The sequence below is a fragment of the Psychromonas sp. SA13A genome (assembly GCF_011378715.1).
GTDB lineage: Bacteria > Pseudomonadota > Gammaproteobacteria > Enterobacterales > Psychromonadaceae > Psychromonas.
In genome coordinates this window covers 15756-39334 of the sequence record NZ_WTKU01000031.1, presented here as the reverse complement: position 1 = coordinate 39334, position 23579 = coordinate 15756, and the positions used below count along the sequence as shown (strand labels likewise).

Annotated in this window: 19 protein-coding genes; 8 read left to right on the top strand and 11 right to left on the bottom strand. The window is 37.1% G+C overall.

Annotation, left to right across the window (positions count from 1 at the left end; translation table 11 throughout):
* On the bottom strand, window positions 1–389 hold a 389-nt coding region (locus GQR44_RS18480; protein WP_166371881.1), incomplete at its 3' end, for a helix-turn-helix domain-containing protein.
* Window positions 390–652: 263 nt separating this feature from the next.
* Between GQR44_RS18480 and GQR44_RS18475 the strand changes: the two genes are divergently transcribed.
* Window positions 653–1657, top strand: a complete 1005-nt coding sequence (locus tag GQR44_RS18475) for a sulfotransferase (RefSeq protein WP_166373155.1) — start codon at window positions 653–655, stop codon at window positions 1655–1657.
* Between the two features lie 143 nt (window positions 1658–1800).
* Here GQR44_RS18475 and GQR44_RS18470 read toward each other — a convergent pair whose 3' ends face one another.
* Both GQR44_RS18470 and aspS read right to left on the bottom strand, forming a co-directional pair.
* Window positions 1801–2022 carry a hypothetical protein gene (locus GQR44_RS18470; protein ID WP_166373154.1) on the bottom strand — a complete coding sequence of 74 codons (222 nt, stop codon included), beginning with the start codon at window positions 2020–2022 and terminating at the stop codon, window positions 1801–1803.
* Between the two features lie 98 nt (window positions 2023–2120).
* Window positions 2121–3911: an aspartate--tRNA ligase gene (aspS, locus tag GQR44_RS18465; RefSeq protein ID WP_166373153.1), complete on the bottom strand. Its 1791-nt coding sequence runs from the start codon at window positions 3909–3911 to the stop codon at window positions 2121–2123.
* 170 nt (window positions 3912–4081) lie between these two features.
* On the opposite strand from aspS, the gene cmoA reads away from it, so the two are divergent.
* The 4 genes from cmoA to GQR44_RS18445 all read left to right on the top strand — a co-directional run bounded on the left by cmoA (window position 4082) and on the right by GQR44_RS18445 (window position 9551).
* Entirely contained in the window at window positions 4082–4816 is a 735-nt protein-coding gene (cmoA, locus tag GQR44_RS18460) for a carboxy-S-adenosyl-L-methionine synthase CmoA (protein WP_166373152.1), read from the top strand.
* Between the two features lie 64 nt (window positions 4817–4880).
* The gene (cmoB, locus tag GQR44_RS18455; protein ID WP_166373151.1) at window positions 4881–5867 is read left to right on the top strand and encodes a tRNA 5-methoxyuridine(34)/uridine 5-oxyacetic acid(34) synthase CmoB; all 987 of its coding nucleotides are present in this window, start codon (window positions 4881–4883) and stop codon (window positions 5865–5867) included.
* Window positions 5868–6071: 204 nt separating this feature from the next.
* Complete coding sequence (locus GQR44_RS18450) at window positions 6072–6665, top strand: CoA pyrophosphatase (protein WP_166373150.1); 594 nt, start codon at window positions 6072–6074, stop codon at window positions 6663–6665.
* Between the two features lie 807 nt (window positions 6666–7472).
* Window positions 7473–9551 (top strand): sodium:proton antiporter, encoded by a 2079-nt coding sequence (locus GQR44_RS18445; protein ID WP_166373149.1) that lies wholly within the window; start codon window positions 7473–7475, stop codon window positions 9549–9551.
* A 174-nt stretch (window positions 9552–9725) separates the two neighbouring features.
* Here GQR44_RS18445 and GQR44_RS18440 read toward each other — a convergent pair whose 3' ends face one another.
* The 4 genes from GQR44_RS18440 to GQR44_RS18425 all read right to left on the bottom strand — a co-directional run bounded on the left by GQR44_RS18440 (window position 9726) and on the right by GQR44_RS18425 (window position 14916).
* Window positions 9726–11753 (bottom strand): EAL domain-containing protein, encoded by a 2028-nt coding sequence (locus GQR44_RS18440; RefSeq protein WP_166373148.1) that lies wholly within the window; start codon window positions 11751–11753, stop codon window positions 9726–9728.
* Window positions 11754–11867: 114 nt separating this feature from the next.
* The gene (locus GQR44_RS18435) at window positions 11868–12485 is read right to left on the bottom strand and encodes a hypothetical protein (RefSeq protein ID WP_166373147.1); all 618 of its coding nucleotides are present in this window, start codon (window positions 12483–12485) and stop codon (window positions 11868–11870) included.
* A gap of 141 nt (window positions 12486–12626) precedes the next feature.
* Window positions 12627–13655 carry a hypothetical protein gene (locus GQR44_RS18430; RefSeq protein WP_166373146.1) on the bottom strand — a complete coding sequence of 343 codons (1029 nt, stop codon included), beginning with the start codon at window positions 13653–13655 and terminating at the stop codon, window positions 12627–12629.
* Between the two features lie 178 nt (window positions 13656–13833).
* Window positions 13834–14916 carry an acyltransferase family protein gene (locus tag GQR44_RS18425; protein WP_166373145.1) on the bottom strand — a complete coding sequence of 361 codons (1083 nt, stop codon included), beginning with the start codon at window positions 14914–14916 and terminating at the stop codon, window positions 13834–13836.
* A gap of 288 nt (window positions 14917–15204) precedes the next feature.
* On the opposite strand from GQR44_RS18425, the gene GQR44_RS18420 reads away from it, so the two are divergent.
* Window positions 15205–16839, top strand: a complete 1635-nt coding sequence (locus GQR44_RS18420; RefSeq protein ID WP_166373144.1) for a DUF3943 domain-containing protein — start codon at window positions 15205–15207, stop codon at window positions 16837–16839.
* Window positions 16840–16982: 143 nt separating this feature from the next.
* Here GQR44_RS18420 and GQR44_RS18415 read toward each other — a convergent pair whose 3' ends face one another.
* Window positions 16983–18158 (bottom strand): aromatic amino acid transaminase, encoded by a 1176-nt coding sequence (locus GQR44_RS18415; RefSeq protein ID WP_166373143.1) that lies wholly within the window; start codon window positions 18156–18158, stop codon window positions 16983–16985.
* 21 nt (window positions 18159–18179) lie between these two features.
* Window positions 18180–19094: a DMT family transporter gene (locus tag GQR44_RS18410; RefSeq protein ID WP_166373142.1), complete on the bottom strand. Its 915-nt coding sequence runs from the start codon at window positions 19092–19094 to the stop codon at window positions 18180–18182.
* A 148-nt stretch (window positions 19095–19242) separates the two neighbouring features.
* Here GQR44_RS18410 and GQR44_RS18405 point away from each other — a divergent pair, with 148 nt between their 5' ends.
* A complete protein-coding gene (locus GQR44_RS18405; protein WP_166373141.1) occupies window positions 19243–19698 on the top strand; it encodes an Lrp/AsnC family transcriptional regulator in 456 nt (151 codons plus the stop codon).
* Between the two features lie 193 nt (window positions 19699–19891).
* Here the strand turns inward: GQR44_RS18405 and GQR44_RS18400 are convergent, their stop codons facing one another.
* Window positions 19892–20926, bottom strand: coding sequence for an adenosine deaminase (locus GQR44_RS18400; protein WP_166373140.1), 1035 nt, complete (start codon window positions 20924–20926; stop codon window positions 19892–19894).
* A gap of 216 nt (window positions 20927–21142) precedes the next feature.
* On the opposite strand from GQR44_RS18400, the gene GQR44_RS18395 reads away from it, so the two are divergent.
* A complete protein-coding gene (locus GQR44_RS18395; RefSeq protein WP_166373139.1) occupies window positions 21143–22972 on the top strand; it encodes an ABC transporter ATP-binding protein in 1830 nt (609 codons plus the stop codon).
* 136 nt (window positions 22973–23108) lie between these two features.
* On the opposite strand, the gene GQR44_RS18390 is transcribed toward GQR44_RS18395, so the two are convergent.
* Window positions 23109–23324 carry a TIGR02450 family Trp-rich protein gene (locus GQR44_RS18390; protein ID WP_166373157.1) on the bottom strand — a complete coding sequence of 72 codons (216 nt, stop codon included), beginning with the start codon at window positions 23322–23324 and terminating at the stop codon, window positions 23109–23111.
* Between the last annotated feature and the right edge of the window lie 255 nt (window positions 23325–23579).

The following is a 23579-nucleotide window of genomic DNA, read 5'->3' as shown; positions in this document are numbered from 1 at the left end:
AGGTATTGAAATAACTGACCTCCACGTTTCTTATCAGACCAAATATAAAGATAAATCGTTTCATGGCTAATCCGCACTTTGTGTTCTTCTCGCAACCATCCTGATATTTGCTCGGGACTCCATTCGAGTCGAATCTTTGAGTTAATTAATGCAATGAGGCTACTCGTCATTTTAATTGCTTTACGAGAATGTAATCGACGATGATGTGCAAACGATTGGGCTTGTTTAATGCGATATCCTCGCTTACCTGTATTACGAGAAAGCTCTCTACTGATAGTTGATTGACTGACTTTTAACTGTTGCGCAATTTTATTTTGACTCAGACCTATTTTCTTTAAAGCATAAATCTGGCATCTTAGCCCATAGGTCAGTTGTTTATATGTTTTCATTGTTGCATCTCTTGCCGGAGAAAAAGCGATAAGCATATATTCAGCTGGCCGCTTTTTCTACCAATTCAAGTTATGCACTTATAATCTGAATCCAAGTTTGCTCCCTATGAGTGGTTACAAATAAATATTAATTGATTTTATTGTTATTATTCCATTACGAATTTTTAATCAGGTATAATTTGAATAAAACGACGTTTATATTAAGTTAAATTATAAATTTATTCTATTTTGATATTTGCATGAAAAAGAGGTTTTATATTTATATGGAAAGTAAAAAGTCACCACTATTTATTATCGGCATTACTCGTTCAGGAACTACAATATCTCATGATATGGTTATGAAAGCATGTCCAGAAGCTATAGATTTAACTTCTGACGATGATTTTGAATGTCGTAATTTTTGGCAAGCTTTTGGTTTAACAATCGGGTCTCGAAGAACAGGAAGTCTTTGTGAATGCGCGACGAAAGATGATATAAATACGGCCTCCAAAAAAGAAATTCAAAACTATGTATCTTTACGCCATGCACAAGGAGGTATAATCACAAAAAACCCTCATTTATTGAATAAAATTAGTTATGTTGCAAACACCTTACCTGATGCAAAATTTATTTTAATAGTACGTGATATTATGGGTGTAGTTGCTAGTGAAAAAGTAGGATTTAATCATGCATATAAAGGTGATGAAGACTCTCTGCCTTTTGTCCATTATTGGCCAGATACTAATCTTCCATGTTGGAGTTATATTCAATGTGACCACAAAGAAAATCAGATAACAGAGCCTAGTATTTTAGTTAAAGTGAAGTCAATGGTAAAAAAAGTAATTGTTAATTTAAAAAACAAATCATTAAAAGAGCCAGGAAAAGTATTTAGCCATCAGAAATTTAGTGAATTTTCAAAATCACACCCAGATAAAACCCGCTATTACCCTGGCGATGGGTTTCACAGAATTCCAGAATCCTGGATAACTCTTAATTTAAATGCAATAAATCAACTTAAAGAATTAGAAAGCTCACGTTGGATGACTATTGCTTATAATGATTTAGTGGATGATACCAAGGGTGTTGTTAGCAAAATACTTACTTTTTCTGGATATGAAGCACCTGAATTAGAAGCATTACCTGAACAACTCAATAAGGCTTCTGCAGATAAATGGCGAAAAAATCTATCAGAAGAAGAGCAAAATATTGTAAGAGCTGTTATTAAAAATAATAGCGAAGCTTTTGATACAATATGTAATATTGTTGGTTCCAACATGCTTGCTGATTAATCCCACACTTAATTTTGTAAAAATATTGGATATACACACAATCTGTACATCCAATATTTAGACTTCATGAATGTATTTCCATTACAGCTATAGTTCTGCCCCTGAATAAGGATTAAATTTCACTTGTAAAAACTCAGAGGCCCTCACAAAAATAATAATCTATCGACCGAAATAAATATTTGATAAAACACGTTTTCTTTTCCCTGCATTAGCTTACAAAGAATGATGTAAGTTAATCCACCTGTTTCTTTGAGTTCTTTGTAGGTATAGGTATCTTCTAACCAAAAGAAAGTAAAGTCGCCGACAGGGCGAAACCACTGCGAATAAACATCAAATAGCCCGGATGAGCGCAGACGAACCAACACACCCCCATCCCCAAAAAAACATAAAAAAAGGAGATAACATCACTATCACTAGCAACATCACCTCCCTTTCTATAAAGAGAAAACTAAATCAAAGAAGATTAACCTTCTTTAGATTCTTCTTTCTCAACTTTAGCTTCTTTAACAACAGCAATATTCAACTCTGCAAGCGCTGCTGGATTAGCAAAACTCGGTGCATTAGTTAATGGACATGCCGCAGACGCTGTTTTCGGGAATGCAATCACTTCACGAATTGAGCTAGTACCTGTCATTAACATTACTAAACGGTCTAAACCAAATGCTAAACCAGCATGTGGTGGAGCACCAAATTGTAATGCCTCTAATAGGAAACCAAATTTATCCTGTGCTTCTTCATCAGAGATATTTAGGATACGGAAGATAGCTGCTTGCATATCTTGTTTGTGGATACGAACAGAACCACCGCCTAACTCACAACCATTTAATACCATGTCGTAAGCATTAGAAATCGCGCCTACTGGGCTAGCTTCTAATTCTTCTGCCGTCATATTCATTGGAGCAGTGAATGGGTGATGTAATGGTGTTAATGCACCGTCTTCAAGTGGTTCAAACATTGGGAATTCGATAACCCAAAGTGGTTTCCACTCATCTTTAATTAAACCAAGATCTTCAGCTACTTTAAGACGTAATGCACCAATTGCTTCAGCCACAATATTTGCTTTGTCTGCGCCAAACATAATGATATCGCCATCTTGTGCGTTAGTACGTTTAAGTAACTCTGCTACGATTTCTTCGTTTAAGAATTTAGCGATTGGTGATTGAACACCTTCAAGCCCTTTCGCCGCTTCGTTGACTTTCATCCATGCTAACCCTTTAGCACCGTAGATAGTCACAAATTTACCGTATTCGTCGATATTTTTACGAGACAGTTTTGCGCCGCCAGGTACACAGATAACAGCTACTCGGCTATCGGCATCATTAGCTGGACCTGAGAATACGTTGAATTCAACGTCTTTTAATAAATCTGCAACATCAACTAATTCAAAATCGATACGTAGATCTGGTTTATCACTACCAAAACGACGCATTGCTTCTGCATAGGTCATTTTAGGGAATGCGCCTAAATCAACATCTAGCATTTTTTCAAAAAGCTTAACGATCATCTCTTCCGTTTTAGCCATCACTTGATCGCCAGTCATGAAAGAAGTTTCGATATCTATTTGTGTAAATTCAGGCTGACGGTCAGCACGTAAATCTTCATCACGGAAACATTTAACGATTTGGTAGTATTTATCCATACCAGACATCATTAACAGTTGTTTAAATAACTGAGGAGATTGTGGTAATGCAAAAAATTGACCTTTATGTGTACGGCTTGGTACTAAATAGTCACGCGCACCTTCTGGTGTTGCTTTAGTTAGAATAGGTGTTTCAACATCTAAGAAACCATTATCATCTAAGAAACGACGCACAAAGCTACTTACTTTAGAACGGAATACCATACGCTCAGCCATTTCAGGGCGACGTAAATCTAAATAACGGTAACGTAAACGTTGTTCTTCAGAGTTCTTTTGATTGCTATCAAGTGGAGATGGCTCAGAGCGATTTAATATTTCTAGTTCAAGACCACGAATTTCAATGCCACCCGTTGTCATGTCTTTATTTATTTGACCTTCAGGACGAGCACGCACCTGGCCTTTCATTTGTACACAAAATTCATTACGTGCAGTAGCAGCGATTGCCGTTGCTTCTGGCGTATCGCCATCAAAGAAAACTTGTACAATACCTTCACGGTCACGAATATCTAGGAATGTTACACCACCTAAATCGCGCTGCTTGTTTACCCAACCTACTAACTCAACTTCTTGACCAATGTTTTCCTCGGTCACTTCACCACAATACATAGTGCGCATTATCGATTCCTGTTTTAAATACGTTACAAAATAATTGCCGCTATTATAAAAGAAAACCACTGAGAGTCATATGCTTAAATAAAAAAATGACCCTGCAACACAATTTAAGTAAAATGCGCAGCAATACTCAATGAGTCACATTATTAAACCTTAAATAATTAGGTCCCCTTATGAGCCAAACCGACAATATTTTCAGCAAACCCTTAGATAAAGTAGAGAGTTTTAGTTTTGATCAACAGGTGGTACAAGTATTCCCTGACATGATCAAACGCTCGGTCCCGGGTTATGAAAACATTATTAATAGTATTGCGATGATCACTCAACGTTGTGCCATCGATAATTCCAACCTATATGACTTAGGGTGTTCATTAGGCGCTGCCACTTTATCGATGCGACGTGGCCTGAGCGATAAAAATGGCTGTAGGATTATTTCAGTTGATAACTCATTGGCGATGGTGGAATCTTGTCAGCAACATATTCATGCCTATAAATCCGATATTCCGGTGACCGTGTTGCAGGATGATATTTGTAATATCAAGATTGAAAATGCTTCGGTAGTTGTACTTAACTTTACATTGCAGTTTTTAACGCCGGAAAAACGCTTATCTTTATTAACCAGTATTTATGAAGGTTTATTACCCGGTGGAGTTTTGATCTTATCTGAGAAGTTTATTTTTGAAGATGCTAAAAGCCACCAGCTATTAATTGATTTACATTTAGACTTTAAACGCAGCCAAGGTTATAGCGAACTAGAAATAAGCCAAAAACGCTCATCATTAGATAACGTGTTAATTTCAGATACCGTTGAGCAACATTATCAGCGTTTAACAGAAGCGGGCTTTAAGCATAATAACCTTTGGTATCAATGTTTTAATTTTGGCTCCATTATTAGCATTAAAGATTAAAGGTTTAATTTTAAAAAGTAACAGAATAAAAAGCTATAAAACACATTACCAGACAAGGCATGACATGATCGACTTTAGTAACTTCTACAGCATTATCGCTAAAAACCGTTTAAACCATTGGTTACGTACATTACCTGCGCAATTACATGAATGGGAAAATATCCATGTACACGGCACATTAGCCAGTTGGATACGCGTATTAAATAAATTTCCAAACATTAAAAGTGAGGCTATCGAACTCAAAGATGAAGTACGTATTGGTGATGGGTCAGAATTATCGGCCGGTGAAACTAAAAAATTAGAGAACTTATTACAGAAGTTTCATCCATGGCGTAAAGGCCCTTTTCATATTCATGGCGTACATATCGATACGGAGTGGCGAAGTGATTGGAAATGGGATCGTGTGTTACCGCATATTAGCCCATTAAAATATCGTTATGTTTTAGATGTTGGTTGTGGCAGTGGTTACCATATGTGGCGTATGCGCGGTGAAGGTGCTGAATTTGTTGTCGGCATTGACCCAAGTGAATTGTTTTTATGCCAATTTGAAGCGGTGCGTCATTTTGCAAATAAAGACCAACATGTGCATTTATTACCTTTAGGCATTCAAGAGTTACCTAAGTTGGAAGCCTTTGATACGGTATTTTCAATGGGTGTTTTGTATCACCGTAAATCCCCTATGGACCATATAACGCAACTCCAAGATCAACTCGTTGAAGGTGGTGAATTGGTGCTTGAAACTTTAGTGATTGAAGGTGATGAGAATGATGTATTAGTGCCCTTTGATCGTTACGCTAAAATGCGTAATATTTGGTTCTTACCTAGCGCCAAAGCATTAAAGTTATGGGTTGAAAAATGTGGTTTTGAAGATGTACGTATTGTGGATATTAACGATACCTTAACCGGTGAACAACGCAGTACAGCATGGATGAAAAATGAATCTTTAGAAGATTACTTAGATCCAAATGATGCGACTAAAACAGTAGAAGGTCACCCAGCGCCGAAACGTGCTTTATTAATTGCTAAAAAAGCCGTTAAACCACTAAACTAGCTTGGTAAGTAGGTAGGTAAGTAGGTAAGTAGGTAAGTAGGTAAGTAGGTTATTAGCTTGTTCATTTATTAATGAAATTAAGTAGGCAATAAAACGGTCAATAATAGCAGGCTAAAATATCAGTTAAAATAGTCAGTAAAGATAGTCAGCTAAGATAGCCAGTAAAGATAGCCAACTAAATCACTAAGGAGTATAAAAGGTAAGATGAATAAACAACGTTTTCTTAATCGTTTTATCTTACAACAAGCTAATTTCAGTGCGCCTGTTTCGCATCACTTACAATCTCTTAATAAAGCCCAGCAGCCATTAAAAAAAGCAGCAGTATTAATGCCATTGATACAAAGAGACAATGGCTTACATATGATTTTCACACAACGGGCCTTGCACCTTAGACACCACCCTGGGCAAGTAAGCTTTCCCGGAGGCAGGTATGAATTAAGCGATGATTCGCTCGCTATCACCGCATTAAGAGAAACACAGGAAGAGATAGGCATTGAGCAGGAGAATATACAGTTAGTTGGTAGCTTACCTTCGTTAACTACTAACAGCGGTTACCACGTCACGCCCTTCATTGGTTTTGTAAATAGCGAAGAGCAAGTTATTATTGACCGTTCTGAGGTTAAAGCCTGCTTTGAAGTCCCCTTTGCATTTGTATTAGACAGTAATAACTTTTCTAAACAATATTTAGTCGCTAATAAACAACGCCATTTTACTTATTGTTGTGCTTATCAAAACCATTTAATCTGGGGTGCTACCGCACAAATGTTAATCAACTTGCAGTCTCACTTGAAAGATTAATCACCCTAACCAACACAGCCCTAGTGACTAACTCCACAAGACGCACAGCACAATGCAAACAAATAGGTTCTAGTCATTTGCTTAATGGTTTGCTATAAACTCCCCCCCTTCTGAACACAACTTGTTTTTGAATACTTGTTTTTAAATAAAATATCGCCATAAAGGGATAAAATACCAACAAAGAAGAAGGAACTAATTACCTGATAAGATTAATGTTTTATTTAACAGCCTTGATAAAACGTGATTAAGATCAAAAAAACACTTGCTCCAATACGCGAATTAGTATGTTATAGAGCAAAATTTAATGATAAAAAAACAATGCTTTTTGTAAAAATAATGATGCTTATTAACAGATATTAGCTAGCCTTATCTGGCTACAGTTACTTAACTAGATGTACTTCGCTAGCGAGACATAACGAGATAGCGGCAATTTAAAGTTAATAGTAAAAGTAATAGATAGAAAAAATAGTAGGCTTTTATTAATAAGCGTTGTATTAAACATCAACATCACTTTTAAAGATAAGTAAAAAAACACTCCCATTTAATAACTGATTATTTTTGCTAATTAGATTAATAATTAGTGCGTAAAGCTGTGCTTTTTTACTTAATAAAAACGTTTTTTAATGCAATGAAAGTACAGATTTATAGGCAATATTTTTCATTATTTTGTCAGCCTGTAAATAATATTTAATGAACAAAATGGTACATATCAAGTTACCAAACGTATAAATTGCTCACGAATCATCGTGACCCCCATTGCAGGGTAGATAATTAATTTGCAATGGTTTGAAAAAAAAGGAAATAAATATGGTTGAACACATCACAGGCATGCTTGCACTGATCGGTGTACTGTCACTTTTGTGTCAATGGATAGGGTGGAAATTACGTTTACCTGCAATTCTCCCACTATTATTATGTGGTTTATTATTAGGGCCCGCACTTGGCATATTGGATCCCGATGCTATTTTTGGCGATTTATTATTCCCGATTATCTCATTAGGTGTTGCCGTTATTCTTTTTGAAGGCGCACTCACACTTAACTTTAAAGAGATTAAAGAGCATGGTCGAATGGTCACGCATTTAGTCACCATTGGCGCTTTTATCACTTGGGCCTGTATCGCACCAGCGGCCCATTATATTTTAGGGTTTGATTGGTCCATTGCGATGTTGTTTGGCGCTCTAGTGGTGGTGACAGGACCAACGGTTATTGTACCTATGCTGCGTACCGTGCAACCAAAGTCTAATTTAGCCAGTATTTTACGTTGGGAAGGCATTGTAATCGACCCTATCGGCGCGCTGCTCGCAGTTTTAGTCTTTGAATATATTGCAGTAACGGCGGATCCTACCTCACATGTTTTATCTGCATTGGGATATACATTATTACTGGGCTTTGGTTTAGGGGCTGCTGCTGGTTATTTAACTGGGTTATCGATTCGTAAGAACTTATTCCCACATTATTTACGTAATACTGCGGTATTAACCATTATGCTGGGCGTTTTTGTAGGCTCGAATATCTACCAAGAAGAGTCTGGGTTATTAACCGTGACTGTAATGGGTATTTGGTTAGCAAACATGCGTGGCGTTGATATTGCTGATATTTTAGAGTTTAAAGAAACATTAACCGTACTATTAATTTCAGCACTGTTTATTCTACTTGCTGCACGACTTGATTCTAGTGCCATGTTAGACCTAGGCTTTGGTGGATTAGGCGTGCTGATGGTGGTGATGTTTGTCGCTCGTCCACTCAGTATTTGGATCTCTGGCCTGGGTACTAATGTCTCCTCAAAGGATAAATGGTTTCTCAGCTGGGTTGCACCGCGTGGTATTGTTGCCGCTGCTATTTCATCGCTATTTGCGATTAAATTAGAAACCGTTGGCCTTGAAGGTGCAAGCTCTATTGTGCCGCTGGTATTTTTAATTATTATCGGCACCGTGGTTATTCAAAGTTTAACCGCCGGCCCTTGGGCAAAATTTTTAGGAGTAAAACAAGGCGCGAATGAAGGTTTGCTGATGTTTGGTGCCTCTAAATTCTCACGCGAACTTGCAACTATTTTAATCTCTAAAAATGTAAAAGTGCTATTAGCAGACAATAACTGGGATAGCATTCGTAAAGCTCGTATGGAAAATATTCCCGTTTATTTTGGTAACCCTGCTTCCGAGCATGCGACCAACTATATGGATTTAAGCGGAATAGGTCGTGTCTTAGTGATGTCTCCTTACCGTCAATTAAACCCATTAGTTTCCTTTCACTTCCAAGATTTACTTGGCTCGGAGAAAGTTTATGGTTTGAACAATGCTGACAGTGCCAGCGCACGCCATCAATTATCGGAGTCATATCTAAAACGATTGAGCTTATTTGGAGAAAATATTTCCTACGCTAAGATTGCCAGCATCATGGCCAGAGGCGGTATTCTAAAAGTGACTAACATCACTGAAAACTTTACCTTTGAGCGCTTTAAAAGACGTTACGGCGACTCGGCTATGCCATTAGTGTACTTAACTAAAGATGGTGAAATTAAGATTGTTTCTAATGAAAAAGATACTGATTATCCTGTAGGTATTGAGTTGATTAGTTTATTGCCTCAAGAAGCTCAAGATCTAGCAGTTATTCAACGTGCTGTAGATGAAGAAGCAGAACGCGAAGCCAAAGCACAAGCTAAAGCAATAGCAAAAGCAGAAGCCGAAGCGCGTGCAGAAGAACGTGCGATCCGTGAAGCGGAAGAGGCAGATCAGCGAGCCCTTGAAAAAGCACGACGCAAGGAGCAAGCCGCAATTGAAGAAGCGCAAAAAGCAGAGCAAGAAGAGGCTATTCGTTCAGAATCCGATGACGAAAAAACACAGGATACCGATGAAAAAGAAACGCAGGCAAGGCCTAAGTCAGCCTAATACTCTTACTCTTTAGTCCTGCCTATAAACAAAGGTCACACTGTGCAATCTGAAATGTGCAATGTGACCTTTTAACAATCAACTTCCCTTAAACACTCAGATTTACAAAGGTATTGGTGCTTATCCAATAGTCAAAACATCCAATTAACGCATCCACTTTTTATCGAATACTACTTAAACAACGACTAAAGGTTCTGGTCTAGCAAAATAGTAACCTTGTGCATAATCAACACCTAATGCGGTTAATACTTCAACTAACCTAAAGTCTTCAACAAACTCTGCAATAACTTCTTGTTTTGCTGCTTTGCCTATCTCGCAAATCGATTTAACAGCGGTAAAATCTATTGGATTGGTGAGCATATTCGCCACAATTGCACCGTCTATTTTAATCTTATCCGTCGGTAATTGTTTGATATAAGCATAGGAAGAATGACCACTACCAAAGTCATCAAGGGAAAACTGACAACCTAACGCTTTAATGTTATTCATAAATAATCGAGCACGATTGATATTTTTAATAGCAGCCGTTTCAGTGATTTCAAAGCAGATTTTGTTAGCGGGTATTTGGCTCTGTGTCAGTTTATTAATGATAAAGGTTTCTAACTCATTATCAGTTAAAGAGTGTCCAGATAAGTTAATCGCAATTGTTTTAATCGATTTAAGTTCTTCAGTACGTGCCATAAAATGGTCGCATACGGCATTAATCACCCAACGATCTATTTTACCGGTGAGCTGATAACGCTCAGCAACGGGTAAAAAACAAGCAGGACTCAACAATTTTCCATCGCTGTCTAACATTCTTAATAATATTTCAAAGACCCTGCCTACTTTTTGTTGCTGTAACGGCACAATATCTTGTTTGTATAATACAAATAAATTGTTATTTAATGCATTATTTAAGTGGTGTACTGACAATAATTGCTGTTTATTATCTGCGAAAACTTGATCGCAAGTATCGTATAAATAGACTGAATTTCTTCCCGCATTTTTCGCTAAACCACAGGCGATGTCTGCCGAGTTTAATAAATCAGTAGCACTAGATTCATTGGTTTGAGGAGCAATACCAATGCTGGCACTTAATTGAAAATTTTCACCTTGCCAGTGATACGTTAACTGGTTAATGCTTTGTTTAATCTGTTCAGCAATTTCAAGTGCTTTATCTACAGGGCAGCGATTGATCAAAATAGCAAACTCATCACCACCTAATCTCGCCACCGTATCGTAGTTGCGCACTTTTTGTTTTAATATACGAGCCACATCAACTAAGACTTGATCACCTATCGAATGGCCACAGGTATCATTAATTGTTTTAAAATAATCTAGATCGATAAAACATAAAAACCGATTATCTTCATTTATCCTTGAAGGTCTCTTTTTATGCTCAATAGCCGCATTTAGATCACGCTCAAACGCACGACGGTTATAAAGTTCAGTCAATGGATCATGAGACGCTTGATGAAATAGCGTTTCTGTTAATAGTTTAAAATCATGACTTAATTCAGTGATCTCGGTAGGCGCATCATCGCTAACTTTAAAGTCATTACCAGCTAGTGCATTGTGTGAAGAAGCAATTAGCGTGTTTAACGGATTACAAATTTTCCTATTTGCCCACCACCAAGCGGCAATAATTAATAGCAGTAAAAAAACACGTGCAATCCAAGCTGCAGCGGCTATAAAATGCTTTTCTTCGGCTAAAGATAACGCGTCTTGCTCAATCATATTATTGCATTCAGTAATCAAAAATCGAATACTTTCTACTAAAGATAAACTAACAGCATCATAATCTGGCAATAATTTACGTAAGTGTAAGATTAATTCTTTATCTGGTATTTCCGCTACAGTATCGAGGTGGGCATTAATTTTTTTAATATTAAGGATAGTTTTTTCAATTTCATCATTCATTAAAGGAGGCAGGCTTTGGTTTTGCACAACGACCAAATTTCTGCTGATGTTCTTTCCTATATTTATAGTGCCCATTATGAGATAGGTATTACCCGATGCAATCACTAAATCTGCAGAGATTAAAAATTGTGAAATGCTATTTTCTATGCGCTCAAAATCTTTCGCTCGTAAAAGGCTTTGTGTATGTTTACTCGCTAATATTTGAACCTGATTGAAATGAAAACCCAATACTTGTTCTAGCGCATAAGCACCAATCAAGCAGGAAAAAACAAGGATCGCCAAATAACTTCTTATTCTCATTACATACCTTTAATTAACGTATAAATTCAGTTAGTGCGCTATTCACCGATGACTACTTTTAATAATTATTACTTTCATTTCATTAAAAATTACTGTCTATAACAGTTACTGCCATTAATTGTCACTTTCTATCTTTGTTATATATTTTGCCCAACTGATATCAGTAATTGCTAAGGTTTTTAATGCAGACCGTAAGACTAGCAACGCTAATGTTGGATAAGTAGAAAATGTATTTTTTCCCACTTCAGAAAGTGCTTCTCCATCAAGCGTCAGTAAGGACTTTAATTGCGCAAAATTTTTATTATGAAGTTGCTTGTTGATATCTTGTACGACGCTATCGTTACATTCGGGGCTTCGGCAACGTTGAAAATAGAAACCTTTTAAACTCCTATCTAAGTTGATAGCCCAGGCAATTTCTACTAAACCCCATTTAGCCCATTCTGAACGTGCTTGTAAGAAACCAGCAGCCTTACGATCCTTATAAAGCACGTATAAAGTATGCTTGTTAACTTCACTTTGATGGATTGTAAAAGGTAACTTGTCTTTAACCGCTACTCTATCTTGCTCAGTAACCGTCGCAACAATGGAACGATATTGGTATCCATCCTTATAGAGTATTTGCATTGCTGACACAGGGTCTCTTAAGGAACAAAAAGCTGCATAAGCAGAAGAGTTCATTAAGACCTGTGTCGCAATCAGGACGATTAATGTAAAAATTTTACGCTGTTTCATATTATTTGGGTTAATGCCTTATCATTTAATTTTTTTTTAAGATTTTATTGTTTAGGATTTTATTGTTTAGTGTCTTGCCGTTTAATGTTCATCGTTTCATATATTATTATTTGACTTTTTAACCGTTAAAGCCATATGACGCTACATTCTATACCTTAGCTGCACACTTAAAATCGGTTCAATACTTTGGTTTTTTGCTTCTTTTAATTTATGTTTATATTGTGCGCTAACGTCGAAACCATGGTCACTCATCCACTGCACACCCGCTACCCAATTACTTGTAGAACTGCTTTCACTACTCACGTTATGATCTATTTCTGCGCGTTGATAACGCAGCTGAGTATAAACAGAGAGGTTTTCTTTGGGAGTGCGCCACATCACTTCAGCAAAACCATTAGCAGTATTATTTCCTGCTCTTTTACCAATAGAAGATTCCGCCATAAACCGCCATTGGTAATAATAATAGGAAAGATCTAAGGCCACTTTTTTCTGCTCAATAACACCATTAGCCGCTAAAATATCACCGCTTAACCATGAGAAGCCTGTTACTATATTTTTAGTACTGAGCGTTCCAATTCGACCAGAAAATAGGTGCGAGTCACTATTATTACTAATTTCAGCACCTGAACCTTGCGTTAGTGCAACCTCATATTCAAAACTGGGCATGATACCATTCAAAGAAAGCCCCCAATCTGTTTTTATGCCTCGCTGCTCAGTAGTTAATTGATGTAACGTACCGTTAGTATCTAGTTGGTATTCTAGCCCAAAAGGTACTTCAAAATGCCCTAATCTAATATTAAACTTGCCTTGATTTAAAGCCGTATAATTAAAGTTTGCGATACGCCATGTGAGCTTAGTATCGTTACCATCATCAAAAATAAAATGAGGTTTTTTAACATTATTTAATTTTACAATATAAGGTTGCAGTATTAATGTGCCGATATCTCCTGTTTCACTACTAAATACTTTATGTATATCAATTCCTAACACATGCATGAAAGCATGATCTTGAGTATCTAGGTTACTGCTAACACGAGAAGAAATATCAATGGATACACGACTGTTTTCCCCTAAAAATTCCGCCAGTGCCGTGTTTGCAAATACAAAAAGAGGGAAAGATAATAAACAACGGGTACTGAACACTGTCCATGTGGGGTAACTTTTTTTCATAAAACGGCAACCCTTATTCGAGTTAAGACTAAAAAATTAATCATTTACTAACAGGTAAGGTTAATAAATTAATTTAAGTATCCCCCACCTCTCTATTTAGGTATTTATTGTAGTATAAGAAGGACAATACAGCGATTTATCAACAGGTGAAAAATCGCTGCTTTTGATTTCGGCAATATTACGGTACTAAGCGCCTAATAAATGGCAACTTAACTAACAACATAGTTAATAATAATGACCCAACTAATGTCAAAAAGGTAAGTATTGGAATCGCTATCCAGTTACTTTGAAACACTTGATAAAACCCATTATTTAAATCACGTACAGGGATCAATATTAAAGGGTGAACTAAGTAAATGCCCAAACTATACGTTGAAATAAGGGTCACTAAAGCGCGTAAACGACCTTGTATTTTATGCGCATAAGTTTGTGCTAATACAAATAACATGCCTCCGATAATGGCAGTATTAAGTGTTTTATACCCCATGAATAATGAACTGTACGCTTGTTTTTCCGTAGCAACATACCAAGAACCAAAAAAGTTGAGCAAAAGCATAAAACTACCGGCTGCTATCCAATATTTTAAGTGTTCACGATTATCCCTATTAAACAGATACCAACCTAAAACAAGGTAGCCACTATATAACACAAGATTTTGCTGTAAAAAGTCCCCTATTTTTAACCAATGCATTAAAAATAAAATAGCCCAGCATGATAAGGCTAATTTAATATGATCAGCCGAGGCTTGTTTAAGTAAAGGTAATAAAAATGGGATCACAAAATACAGTGGAATAAAGTCGTAAAAAAACCAAAGGTGGTACCAGACAGGCTCTGTTAATGAGCTTCCCAATGTATCCATTGTAATATTACTCGACCATTGCCCAGTAAAAACGCCGTCAACCATATAACCGCTGACTAGAGCAAAGATTATCGTCCACCCAATAAATGGTACAACAACTTTACTGACACGCTTAATCAGGTAAGGCCCCCATTTGAAAGATTCTTGTGATAATGCTTTTGATGATAGTTTTTTTGGGGATAGCGCTTTTGAAGATAACAGCAGTGCCCCACTGATCATCATAAACACGGGAACAGCCCAGCGTGTAAGACTATTAAGTCCAGCGGCGGCTAACCAATCGCTGTCAGGAATTTCCCCGTATAAATAACGAAAAGGACCAAGCACATGGATCATAATAACCGCGATCGCGGCAATGAAACGTAAGAAATCGATATAGAAAATGGACTGGCGTGCTGCCGTCATATAATTCACCTGTATGTTATTACTTGTATATTATTAATAGAACTAACGGAAAATTAATCACTGTCATGAATAATACCGTTTTGGTGTACAATATTATTAATATCAATAGGACAAGCATTCTGAATAAATATTACAGAAAACTTAAAAAAATTGATAATGACTATCAACTTTAACATTAGTATCGACCTGCTTACGGTCACTTATTGAATGGAATTCACTTAATATACAACATTTGTTTTTGCTCTAGAGGGTTATTTATAGAAACTAATTTATCGATAAGGATTTTCAATGATATTCACTAAACCTTCATGCTGTTTAGCATTCTCTATTTTGCAACTTTTAATCATAAGTCCCAATCTCAACGCTTCAGATAGTGATGTAAAGGAGACAAGAAATAATACTAATGATACAAGCACCTTGGCACTGGGCAAGCTCCCCCCTGTGCAGCCATTACCCAACATTGACTTTCATTCAAGCAAACTACCTTTAGCTGAAAGAAATCATCTACAACCTGTGCCACAATACTCAGGCTCTTCCTTAGATAAAACCCTAACAACTCACTTAGAAAGAAGCCTGGATCAAAACTCAGAAGCGAAGCAACAGTTGAGTGCGATATCAATACACAATAATCAACCAACGGATTACCAACCTGCTTTTACTAACTCTGCTTGGGAACAGTTTGAGGTTGAACAGGATTTTTACGATAACCCATATCAAGTGTCTTTATTTTCTCCACAACATGGTGAAGATGGAGAGCGACTTTGGTCACAAACTACTTCTATCTTTTATTATGGATTAGGCGTAGTCGGCGTATTAGCCGCATTACCTGAATCAGTGACAAATTGGGATAGTGATAACGACCAAAGCATCGGTGAAAAGTGGCTAGAGAATGTTAAAGAAGGCCCAGTATGGGACCGTGATGATGCTATTTTAAATTATGTTATGCACCCTTATTTTGGCGGCGTTTATTACCAGTCTGCACGTAAATCAGGCTATAGACAGTGGGATTCATTTTTATACTCAGCATTAATGTCTACGGTATTTTGGGAATATGGTGTTGAAGCGTTTGCAGAAACGCCTTCAATGCAAGATTTAGTGGTAACGCCAGTATTAGGATGGGTTTACGGTGAGTGGGCTTTTAATACAGAGCGCGAGATTTGGGCTGGCGGCGGCACAGTTTGGGGTAGTGAATACTTAGGTAATACCGCTTTATTTTTATTAGATCCCGTTGACTCTTTAGGTCGAAATGTAAATCGCTTATTTGGTAGAGACTTAATCAAAGCCGGAACAGGTTATGTCAAAATATCAGAGCAAAGTACGCCCAGCGGTTTACAAACGGACAAACAAGTCATGTTTGAAATAAATTACTTGTTTGGGGATGACAATAGCTTAGCGCAACCGGGTATCAGCGGTAAACGTAAGCTAGGTGAGCGTTACTCATTTACCAATGCAAAAGACCCTGTTGATGTAGGCATTATTGGTTTAAGTGTTGGGACTGGTTATCTTAACTTTGACCGAAAACGAGGCCAGTTAAATAACAAATATGCGCAGATATCCTTAGGTTTATACTTCTCAAAACGCTTTTCAACGCGTTTAAATTATTCTTCTTCTAAGCTATTAAAAGAAGTCATCGAGCAATATAGCGCTTATGAAACCTTTAGTGTTGATGGTCAATATTATTTCAATACGGACTCTAATTTACGCCCTTACATTACAGCAGGCATCGGTGAAGAAATTTGGGACGAAGATAAAGACAGTTATAATTTACAACTTAACGCAGGCGTCGGCCTTCATTATCGTTTAAATGCCAAATGGGCATTACAGGCTGACCTCGTTAATTATTATACAACCGATGAAGAAAGCCACCATCAGCAACTGATAGGTAAAGTCGTGTATCGATTTGGTGCAGGAGAAAGAATGTAACTTTATCTAAAGAAAGTGATAGAAAGCGCATAATAGAGGACAAATAGAGGACAAAGCCCACTAATAAAAAATCCCAATGATAAGGTTTATCACTGGGATTTTTTAATCATCATATTAATTTAACCACTCTGAGTTAAATCAAGCTAATCTTTGCTTACTTCAACTAATGCACTAGCAAGATATTGAATTTGATCTTGCTTTAAACCAGCAATATTAATTCTTCCATTTAACATGCCATATATTGCGTACTTATCACGTAGAACGTCCATCTGCTCTGCTGTTAAAGGTAATAAAGAAAACATACCTTTTTGCCTTGTTACCGCTTGAAAAGAGTCGGGTGCACCCATTTCAGCTAATAATTTCCCTAATGCGTTGCGTAAATCATTAATACGCTCTCTACACACAGTTAACTCTGCTAACCAAGGTTTAGGATCTGAAAATAATAACGATGCAATCGCAGAGCCATGGTTAGGAGGCATCGAATAATTGATACGGGTGATACGTTCTAATAACATACGAATTTTTGTATGTTGAGAGTGATCTTTTGCTACCACCATGGCTGCGCCTGTACGTTCACAGTATAACCCCATATTCTTTGAGCAACTTGCTGCAACTAAAACCAGATCAACCTGTTCAACAAACATTCTTAAACCCGCAGCATCTTGCTCAGGGCTATCGCCAAAACCTTGGTAAGCGATATCGATAAAAGGAATTATTTTTTTCGCTGTACAAAAATCAATAAATTGTTGCCATTGTTTTAATGAAGGGTCCACACCTGAAGGATTATGACAACTCGCATGTAATAATAAAATATCACCTTCTTTAGCGTTTTCTAAATCTTTAAAGCAAGTTTCTATGTCTAATAGTCCCCCTTTATGCTGCCAGCGAAAGGGTTTAACCGTTAAACCTGCACCTTCCATAATAGGACGATGATTTAAATAACCTGGGTCGGTATTCCAAAGCACAGCATCAGGAGATAGAGCAGCTATAAAATCAGCAATCACTCTTAATGCACCAGAGCCACCAACGGTTTGAATTGCACATGGGTCAGAAAATTGCGCACTGTCACCTAATACAAACTTAGCTATATGATCATTAAACTCAAGGTTACCAGACAACATTTTATAAGATTTTGATTGTGCAGCTGTTGCTAGTTTAACTTCAGCTTTTTGTACTTGCTGCATAACAGGTGTTTTGCCTGTTTCATCGCGATAAACGCCCACCAGCATATCTATCTTGTGATCTCGTTGGTCTGCATTAAATTGATGTAACAATGCCCACAGGGGATCACCTTGAACGGTAGGTAAGTTTTCTAACATAATTGAATACCTTAAATAAAATTAAACACGATTTGATAAAATAACACCTGTTATGGTCAGGCTAATACCACAAAAAATAGCAATTGATAAAGGCTCATCAAAAATAGGTACCGCTAACAACGAGGTTATACCGGGCGACAAAGCACCTATTATAGATGACTTAGCCGACCCCAATTGACTCACTGCATAGGAAAAACCAATAGTTGCAACGATGCCAACACCAATACCTTGCACTAATAAAAATGGCATCGCCTGTTGCAGTGAGAAAGAGCCCCAATTACTTGCTACAGTACCAGACAAGACTAAAAACAGCATAATAAAGAATGAAAAATAAGAAATAATAATGGCCACGGTAAGCGCACTCAAACCAGCTCGTTTAAGCCCTAGAGTATAAGTGGACCATAGCAAACTAGCACACAATAAAAATCCAATACCAGTGAATATTTCTAGCGATAATTGTTCCGCTAATCCAGCAACCATAATAAGCACTCCTATTAATATCAGGGAAAGCATCAATAACCGTTGCTTAGTAATAACCTGTTTATAAAAAAGCATAGAAAGTATGGCCACAAAAAAAGGAGGGGTGCCGGTAAGTATCGTTGCAACGTATGCAGTAGGGACTATTTTTGCGCCTAAGGAAGCTAAAAAGAGGAAAGGTATTCCACCTAATAAAATAAGCAAAAAGTCTGATATTCTCACTTTTTTAATCACTGCAAGATGCTTGATAAACCAGGGAGCTAATAAAACTAATGGTACAGAGAAACGAATCAACGCAACATCTGCGATAGTAAGGGGAGATGTGCCAATATTACGAACTGTCAATGAGAAACCAGACCAAATTAATAGCACCACTAGCATGGCTAAATAGCCATAAGTTAATGGCGACATAGCACTGTAATTGACTTTATTTACTTGTAGTAGCTGTAACTTGTTCATTCAATAACTTCCTATCAACTAGAGTTTCAAGTAGTATTATTGACTAAAATAAAAGCTCTTATTCGGCGAACAACCTTCTAAAAACTTAATTATTAACTGATTAAAGCGCATATATTCATATTCACGCTTTAATACACCAAGGAAAGTTATGGATAAAATAGATCGTCACATATTAGCTGTACTACAAAATGAAGGACGTATATCAACAGCAGATCTTGCGGATCGCGTTGGTTTATCGCCCTCTCCCTGTGCACGACGCTTAAAACGCCTAGAAGACGATGGTTATATTGAAGATTACCAAGCGAACTTAAATAAAAATCACGTGGGTATTACCATGACCTTTTTTGTAGAAGTAAGCCTAAATAGGCATCAGGAAGAGACAATTGAAGTCTTTGAATCTGCACTACTTGATATGGATGAAGTGATTAATGCACATATCGTATCTGGTCGTTACGATTATCTATTAGAAGTGGTTAGCAAGAACTTGGCTGGTTATGAAGCTTTCACTAATAAGTTACATCGAATTAAAAGTGTTAAAGATATCCATACGCATTTAGCAGTAAGGAAGATAGCAGACAAACGGGCTTTACCGATTTATGTTTAAGGCTATTTATGTTTCAACCTATTTGTTCAAACCTAGCAATGGTGTTCAAAATAGCCTGAAAAGGCTATTTATGAAGTAAATGTGCTGTTGTTCGGCAAAAGATAAAAAACAGCAATTTGAGGTAACTAAAGCCAAATAAGCAGTCTAAAAGTAACGCTCAACAATAAAAGAATGAGCGTTGGCAACTTAAAAATTAAACATAGCGGTGTAATAAAGCAAATAACTGTTGCTTACGATGATCATTACAAAAGCTAGCCACAATACTATTTTCTACTAACTTTCTGGCTTGCTCTTGATTCATATTCAGCGAAGTCGCTAATGCTTCAAAATTCTCCGTCATATAACCACCGAAATACGAGGGGTCATCTGAATTAACCGTCACACAAACCCCTAACTTTAATAAATCTAGAATAGTATGTTCACTCATATCTGAAAATACTTTTAATTTTGTATTCGATAATGGACATACCGTTAATGGCATTTGGCTTTCTTTTAAGTAATCAATCAACTTAGGATCATGAATAGCATTCACTCCATGGTCAACGCGTGCCACCTTAAGATCATTAATCGCCGTCCAGATATATTCAGCGGGACCTTCTTCACCGGCATGAGCCACCGTTAGTAAACCTAATTGACGCGCTTTAGCAAATACACGACTAAATTTCTCAGGCGGGTGCCCTTTCTCAGAACTATCCAACCCGACCGCTTTAATTTTATCTAAATAGGGTTCAGCTAAGGTGAGTGTCGCAAAAGCCTCTTCCTCACTTAAATGGCGTAGAAAACACATGATCAATTCACTACTAATACCTAGTTGCTTTTCTGCATCTTCAAGCGCACTCGTTATTCCGGTTATCACGGTACTAAAAGCAATTCCACGCTCAGTGTGTGTTTGTGGATCAAAGAAAGGCTCAACATGATAAACATTCTGCTCTTTGCATTTCAGTAAATAAGCCCAAGTTAAATCATAGAAATCCTGTTCAGTGACTAATACTTTTGCAGCTTGATAATAGATATCCAAGAAATCTTGAAGCTTGGTAAATTGGAATGCTTTTTTTACCGCGCTGACATTTTCATAGGGCAACTTAATATGATTGCGCACGGCTAAGTCGAACAACATCTGCGGCTCTAAGCTACCTTCTAAATGTAAATGTAACTCAACTTTTGGCAATTGAGATAACCAACTTAATGGGTTAGAGCAATGTTCTGAGGGTAATTTTGAATGTAGCATAATCTTCTCTTTGTTTAGATACCTGTTAAGCATAGCGAACTTTTCAACATAAAAAACTAAAGCAGCTTATATTCTTGTAATAAATAGATAAAAATTCATTACAGTAATTAATGCTTGTTTTGTATAACTTAACCATTATCATCGTTGCAATGAACATCCCTCCAAGATTTACTTTAAAAGACTAATAAGAAACTTTGCAACACTTAAGGAATTATCATGTATAAATTTTTTGAAAGTTTGGTGCCTGCGCTAAACGATCAAGAACCAACCCAGCCGCCAAATACACTCGTTGCCTTTTGCATGCACTATACAAAGGGTTATAAAACGGCACTTTTCTTTATGACCTTACTAACAGCTATTTTAGCTATATTGGAAGTGTCTTTATTTGGGTTCATGGGACAACTCGTCGACTGGTTAATCACTAAAAATCCAGAGACGTTATTAGTAGATGAAGGGCAAAAGTTAATATTAATGTCATTAATGGTTTTAGTGTTAATTCCTGTCCTAACTATTATACATTCTTTGATCGTACATCAAGTTTTGTTAGGCAATTATCCGATGTCGATCCGCTGGTTTGCACATCGCTATTTGTTAAAGCAAAGCGTGTCTTTTTATCAAGATGATTTTGCCGGACGAATAGCCACTAAAGTCATGCAAACAGCGCTGGCCGTACGTGAAACCGTAATGAAGCTACTAAACGTGATGGTTTATGTTTTAGTGTACTTTATTTCCATGGTGGTGATGATTGCAAAAGCCGATTACCGGTTGGCGATTCCAATGTTGGTATGGATGGTTATATATATCTGTATACAGTATTACTTTATTCCGCGCCTAAGAAAAGTAGCAACAGAGCAAGCAGATGCCCGCTCAACCATGACGGGGCGAATTGTTGATAGTTACACCAATATATCAACAGTAAAACTATTTGCGCATACGGACTCTGAATCGGCTTATGCCAAACAAGGAATGAAAGGATTTTTAGATACAGTTTATCGACAAATGCGTTTGGCAACGGGGATTAATGTCAGTGTGCAAATATCTAACTATGTCTTAGCCTTTGCGATCACGGCTTTGTCTATCTCTCTATGGATGCAAAGCGCTATTTCAGTGGGTGCCATTGCTATCGCGGTAAGTTTAGCATTACGTTTAAACGGCATGTCACAGTGGATCATGTGGGAGTTTAGTGCTTTATTTGAAAATATAGGCACAGTGACTGACGGCATGAATACCTTAGCGAAGCCTAATATTATTGAAGACAAAAAAGACGCGAAACCATTAGTGGTGAGTGAAGGTAATCTCTACTTTAAACAGATGAGTTTTCATTATGGTGAGAGTAAAGGTGTCATTGAAAACCTGGACCTAAATATCAAACCTGGCGAAAAAATAGGACTTGTAGGCCGTTCAGGCTCGGGTAAGTCAACATTAGTGAATCTATTGTTACGCTTTTATGATGTTGAAAAAGGTCAGATCATTATCGATGGCCAAGATATTAAAGATGTTCAGCAAGAAAGTTTACGATTACAAATCGGTTTGGTGACACAGGATACATCTTTATTACATCGCTCTATTCGCGAAAACATTCTTTATGGTCGCCCCGATGCAACTGAAGAAGAGTTATTAAAAGCGACTAAGCAAGCACAGGCGCATGAATTTATCTCTACCTTAACGGATAGTGAAGGCAATACTGGTTACGATGCACAAGTCGGTGAACGAGGAGTGAAATTGTCAGGCGGTCAACGCCAACGTATTGCTATCTCACGCGTATTATTAAAAGATGCCCCTATTCTAGTATTGGATGAAGCGACCTCTGCATTAGATTCTGAAGTTGAAGCAGCGATTCAAGAAAGTTTATATGAGTTAATGCAAGGTAAAACGGTTATTGCGATTGCACATCGTCTATCAACAATCGCAGCGATGGACCGCCTAATAGTGTTAGATAAAGGTAGCATTATTGAACAAGGCAGTCATCAGCAGTTAATTGAACAAAAAGGCGTTTATGCACAACTATGGGCACACCAAACGGGTGGATTTTTAGGGTGTGATTAATCACGTTATTAATTAATATAAGCAACAGAATTAACGCACATATAGCCAATTAAAGGCGGCTCGTTTTACCCCGTTATCAGTCAAAATGCACCTCGATTGATAACGGGTATACTTTACCACTACATATCGCTTTCAGTTACTTCCAGCCCTGTAACCAACATTCTGAATTTTGTAGATCACGCCAACTAATTTCTGTTTCACGATGAGAAATAATCGCTTCTAATAAACAAAAAATAACATTGCCCTGCTCGTCAAAATCAACATCAGTGATCAGAAAGTGCTTTTCTTTGTTGAGTGGTTTAACGGCAGTCCATTTACTATTAAGCAATTTTTGCGGGTTAATTTTATTAATGGGAAACTCCTTCTCAGTAAAGGTAATAGTCTATTGCTGCGACTAGGCACAACTTAAATTTAGATAAAAAGCTTGAACTTAAATAAAAACCTAAATTTAAACCAGAAACATTAAGTTAAACAAATTCAATAAATAAAATTGCTATGAAAAATAGCATCTCATTGAGCTTAAAATAAAACACAGGAAAAGAGAAGAAACAACAGGCAAGGAAATACAAATAGATAGAAAGTAAAAAGGCTACTGATTACAAACAAT